The sequence below is a fragment of the Paraburkholderia fungorum genome, from assembly GCF_003610895.1.
Taxonomy (GTDB): domain Bacteria; phylum Pseudomonadota; class Gammaproteobacteria; order Burkholderiales; family Burkholderiaceae; genus Paraburkholderia; species Paraburkholderia fungorum_B.
Map to the genome: position 1 here is coordinate 1 of NZ_MCAS01000065.1, position 5,356 is coordinate 5,356.

At 59.7% G+C, this 5,356-nt stretch carries 4 protein-coding genes; all 4 read right to left on the reverse strand.

Translation table 11 applies throughout. From position 1 onward, the window contains the following. Positions 1-2: 2 nt before the first annotated feature. Complete coding sequence (locus BCY88_RS35570; protein WP_183081529.1) at positions 3-1,124, reverse strand: ABC transporter ATP-binding protein; 1,122 nt, start codon at positions 1,122-1,124, stop codon at positions 3-5. 237 nt (positions 1,125-1,361) lie between these two features. Next, positions 1,362-2,483 (reverse strand): polyamine ABC transporter substrate-binding protein, encoded by a 1,122-nt coding sequence (locus BCY88_RS35575; protein WP_120348767.1) that lies wholly within the window; start codon positions 2,481-2,483, stop codon positions 1,362-1,364. Positions 2,484-2,556: 73 nt separating this feature from the next. Further along, the gene (locus tag BCY88_RS35580) at positions 2,557-3,993 is read right to left on the reverse strand and encodes an aspartate aminotransferase family protein (protein ID WP_120348768.1); all 1,437 of its coding nucleotides are present in this window, start codon (positions 3,991-3,993) and stop codon (positions 2,557-2,559) included. A 36-nt stretch (positions 3,994-4,029) separates the two neighbouring features. Further along, positions 4,030-5,355, reverse strand: a complete 1,326-nt coding sequence (locus tag BCY88_RS35585) for a glutamine synthetase family protein (RefSeq protein WP_259461615.1) — start codon at positions 5,353-5,355, stop codon at positions 4,030-4,032. Position 5,356: the final 1 nt, after the last annotated feature.

The window sequence follows — 5,356 nt, forward strand, 5'->3', positions numbered from 1 at the left end:
GCTCATTGCGTCAGCACCACGCCGCTTGCCGGCGACCAGTAGACGAACACGTCGTCGTTATAGGACGGCGCACCTTCGCTCATCAGGTGCGAGCTGGAGAGATTCGACACGACGGTTTTGCCGCTTTCGAGGCGTATGTGGTACAGCGAATAGCTGCCCATGTACGCCACATCCGAGACCACGCCACGCGCCCAGTTGTGCGGCGTCGAGGGTTTTTCTAGCGAAACCTTCACGCGCTCCGGACGCACGGAAATGCCCACCGGCATGCCCAGCGGCCCCGTAATGCCATGGCTCACATAGATGCTCGATTCGAGGTCAGCGCTTTCGACGAAGATGTGGTCAGGTTCATCCGCGACCACGGTGCCTTCGAACAGGTTGGTCGAGCCGATGAACTCCGCCGAGAAGCGGCTGTTCGGAAACTCGTACACCTGACTAGGCGAGCCGATCTGCACGATGCGGCCTTCGCTCATCACCGCGATGCGGCCGGCCATCGTCATGGCTTCTTCCTGATCGTGCGTGACCATCACGCAGGTCACGTCGACTTTCTCGATGATGTTCACCAGTTCGAGCTGGGTCTTCTGGCGGATCTGTTTGTCGAGCGCCGACATCGGTTCGTCGAGCAACAGCAGCTTGGGGCGTTTGACTAGCGAGCGGGCCAGCGCCACGCGCTGCTGCTGTCCGCCGGACAGCTGATGCGGCTTGCGCTGCGCGTATTTGCCCATCTGCACGAGATTGAGCGCGTCGGCCACGCGCTCCCTGATCTCGTTCTTCGGCGTGCCTTCCTGCTTCAGGCCAAAGGCGATGTTCGCTTCGACCGTCATGTGCGGGAACAGCGCATACGACTGGAACATCATGTTGACCGGCCGCTTGTACGGCGGCATCGCGGCGAGATCTTCGCCGTCGACGAAAATACGCCCGGAGGTGACCGTCTCGAGTCCTGCGAGCATGCGCAGGAGCGTGGACTTGCCGCAGCCGGAGCTGCCGAGCAGGGCGAACAGTTCGTTCTTGGCGATGTTCAGGCTGACGTTATTGACCGCCGTACTGTCGCCGAATTTTTTTACGACATTTTCGATGCGAACGAATTCGTCCGATTTCGATTTTGTCGTCGATGCGGGGCGGGCCATCTGGGCGGCGCCGGCTACGCTTGTTTGTGTCGTCGAGTTCATGATGTAACCATTCCTTGCGGATCGCGAGCGCAAGTGTCTCCATACGAGGCGCGGGGAGCGACTCGCAAGATGCGCTGCGATCGGAAAACATGGGACTGCGCGTGGACGGCGCAGGCTGACTACCGTTACTGCCATTCATGCGCTCAGGGTTCGAGCGATCCCTGAGCGCGGGATCAAAGTTTCTGGTTGGCTTGATTAATGGCCGGTTTTAAGCTGCGCCCAAAGACGATTTTCAAGGCGCAGAATGTCAGTGGGCATCGGCTTCATGAGCGTCATCTTGCTCAAGACTTCGTCGCCCGGATAAACGGTCGTATCCTGTGAAACTGTCGGCGTGACGAACTGGCGTGCGGCCTTGTTCGCAGTCGGATAAAACACTTCATTCGTGATGGCGGCGTTGACCTTCGGATCTTCAATGTAGTTGATCCACTTCAACGCGGCTTCAGGGTGCGGTGCGTCTTTCGGGATCACCATGACGTCGAACCACAGCAGACCGCCTTCCTTGACGTTCGAGAATTTCACCTGATACGAACGCTTGGCTTCAGCGGTGCGGCGGCTTGCGATGCCGACGTCGCCGGACCATGCAACCGCGACGCAGACGTCGTTATTGGCAAGGTCGTTGATGTAGCCGGAAGAATTGAATTGGGTGATATACGGGCGGACTTTCTTCAGCACTTCAAAGGCAGCCTGATAATCGGCGGGGTTCGTGCTGTTCGGATCTTTGTGCATGTACTGCAGCGTGGCGGCAAACACGTCGACGGCCTGGTCGAGGAACGATACGCCGCAGCCTTTCAGCTTCGACAGATTGGCCGGATCGAACACGAGCGCCCAGCTATCGACCGGTGCATTTGCGCCGAGGGCCTTCTGCACCGCCTGCACGTTGTAGCCGATACCGTCGGTGCCGTAGGCCCAGGGCACACCGTACTGGTTGCCTGGATCGGCGTCGGCGATCATCTTCATCAACACAGGGTCGAGGTTCGTGAGGTTCGGCAGCTTCGATTTGTCGAGCTTCTGATAGACGCCGGCCTGAATCTGCTTGGCCATGTAGTTCGACGTCGGGACCACGATATCGTAACCGGAGCTGCCCGCAAGCAGTTTCGCCTGCAACGTATCATCGCTATCGTAGTTATCGTATTTGACGTGAATGCCGTCCTGCTTCTCGAAGTTCGGAATCGTGTCCTTCGCGATGTAGTCCGACCAGTTGTAGACATTCAGTTCCGTGTCGGCCGCAAGGGCCGGCGTGACCGACAACGCCGCAAAACCCGTGAAGGCGAGAAGCGCGGCCCCCGCGACCGCATGACGAAGATGACAAACGCTCATGGTTTTTTCCCTTGATGTGAAGAACCGGCATGAGCGTATATCGTGGGTGCGCGCATGCCGGAACGAACTGCCGTTACGAAATTCCGAGTTGTTGTGCGGTCGCGTCGATGGCTTTTTTGGCCTTCGAAACGATCTCGTCGATTTCCAGCTTATTAATTACGAGCGGCGGCGACAGCAGCATCCGGTCGCCGGTAGCACGCATGATCAGGTTGCCGTTGAAGCAGAAGTCGCGGCAGATCGTGCCGACTTCACCGCCATTGGCAAAACGCTTGCGCGTTTTCGGGTCTTCTGCGAGTTGCAGACCGGCTACCAGACCCGCGCCGGAGATTTCGCCAACGATAGGGTGATTGGCGAAGGTGTCGCGCAGCTTCTTCTGGAAGTACGGACCCGTGTCGGTCTTGACGCGCTCGACGATCTTCTCGTCGCGCAGCAGTTTCAGATTGGCGATCGCCACTGCCGCCGCCACCGGGTGGCCGGAGTAGGTGAGGCCGTGATTGAAGTCGCCGTGCTCGATGATCGCCTTGGCCACGCGATCGTGCAGGCCGACTGCGCCCATCGGGACATAGCCGCTCGTCAGGCCCTTGGCCAGCGTGATCAGGTCCGGCTCGAAACCGAAGTGCTGATGCGCGAACCATTCGCCGGTCCGGCCGAAGCCGCCGATCACTTCGTCGGCGACCAGCAGGATGTCGTACTTGCGGCAGATGCGCTGGATTTCCGGCCAGTACGTCGAGGCCGGGAAAATCACGCCGCCGGCTCCCTGGAAAGGCTCACCGATAAACGCCGCGACATTGTCCGCGCCGATTTCGAGGATCTTCGCTTCGAGTTGCTGCGCACGGGCGAGGGCGAATTCTTCCGGCGTCAGATTGCCGTCTGCTTCGCCGAAGAAATACGGCTGGTCGATATGAACGATGTTCTCGACTTTCGAGGGCATCTGTTCATGCATGTAGCCCATGCCGCCCAGCGTGCCGCCGGCGATCGTCGAACCGTGATAGCCGTTCCTGCGCGAGATGACGACCTTCTTCGAGTGCTTGCCTTGCGTTGCCCAGTATTGATGGACGATGCGCAGCACGGTGTCGTTGCCTTCCGAACCGCTGTTGCAATAGAAGAAGTGATTGAACGGTTCCGGCGCCAGCTCCGCGAGCAATGCCGAGAGTTCGATCACCGGCGGATGCGTCGTCTTGAAGAAGGTGTTGTAGAAGGGCAGTTCCTGCATCTGACGATATGCTGCGTCGGCCAGTTCCTTACGGCCATAACCGACGTTCACGCACCACAGACCGGCCATGCCGTCGATGATCTTGTTGCCGTCCGAATCCCACAGATACACGCCCTGTGCCTTGACGATCACGCGGCTGCCGGCGCGATTGAGCGAACCCATGTCCGAGAACGGATGGATGTGATGGGCTGCGTCGAGGGCGCGGTATTCGGCGGTGCTGCGTTGCGCGGCTTGCGCGTTCGCGGCGGGGAGTACCGCTGGTTGGACGTAAGCGACTTCTTCTGTTCTGTAGCTCATACTGCCTCCAGTTTTTTTGCGTTTGCGGTTGACGTCTTAAACGTGCAGCAGCAAATGCCGGCGTTCCCACGAGCTGATCACGCGGAAAAACGCCTCATATTCGGTTTCTTTCAGTGCGAGGTAGGCTTTGACGAATTTCTCGCCGAGAATCTCGGCCATCGGTTCGCACGCGCCCATCAACGTCAAACCCTCTTCCAGATTGCGCGGCAACTGGTAGGGCAGTTCGTAGCCGTCGCTGAGCAGCGGCTCGGTCGGCTCCAGGTTTTGCGTCATGCCGAGATAACCAGCGGCCAGCGTTGCTGCGATCGCCAGATACGGATTGCAGTCAACACCCGGAATGCGGTTCTCGATGCGGCGCGCAGCCGGCCCCGAATGCGGAATCCGGAAACCCACCGTACGGTTGTCGTAACCCCATGCCACATTGATCGGTGCGGCCATGAAGCGCGACAGGCGGCGATACGAGTTGATATACGGCGCGAAAATCGGCATGAGCGCCGGCGTGTATTTCTGCAGGCCGGCGATATAGCCGGTGAACAGCGATGTCGGCTTGCCGTCCGCGCCGGTGAACAGGTTGTGGCCGGTTTCTTCGTCCACGAGGCTCTGGTGCATGTGCATGGCCGAGCCCGGTTCGCCTTCCATCGGCTTGGCCATGAAGGTCGCGTACATCTTGTGACGCAGCGCGGCTTCACGCACCGTGCGCTTAAACAGGAACACGCTGTCGGCGAGTTTCAGCGGGTCGCCGTGCATGAAGTTGATCTCCATCTGCGCGGCGCCGACTTCGTGAATCAACGTATCGACTTCCAGTTCCTGCACTTCGCAGTACTCGTAGATGTCTTCGAAGAGCGGGTCGAATTCGTTGACCGCTTCGATCGAATACGCCTGGCGCCCGGTCTCCGGACGACCGGTACGGCCGATCGGCGGTTGCAGCGGCAGATCCGGGTCCTTGTTCATGTCGACCAGGTAGAACTCGAGCTCGGGCGCGATAACCGGCTTCCAGCCTTTGGCCTTGTAGAGTTCGAGCACGCGGCGCAGTACGCGGCGCGGCGAGATGGCGACGGGCGTGCCGTCGAAGTGAACGCAGTCGTGAATCACCTGGGCAGTCGGGTCGACCGCCCACGGAATCATGCGGATGGTGCTGGCGTCAGGTACGCACACCATGTCCGGGTCGGTGACGCCGGTGAGCGTGCCGTCTTCCGGATAGTCCCCTGTGACGGTCTGGATCATCACCGCTTGCGGCAAGCGCATGGACTCGCCGGATTCGAATTTGCTGCGCGGAATGATCTTGCCGCGTGCGATCCCGGCCATATCCGGAATGATCGCTTCGATTTCGGTGACGCGGTTCTGTTTCAGGAAGTCGTCGATT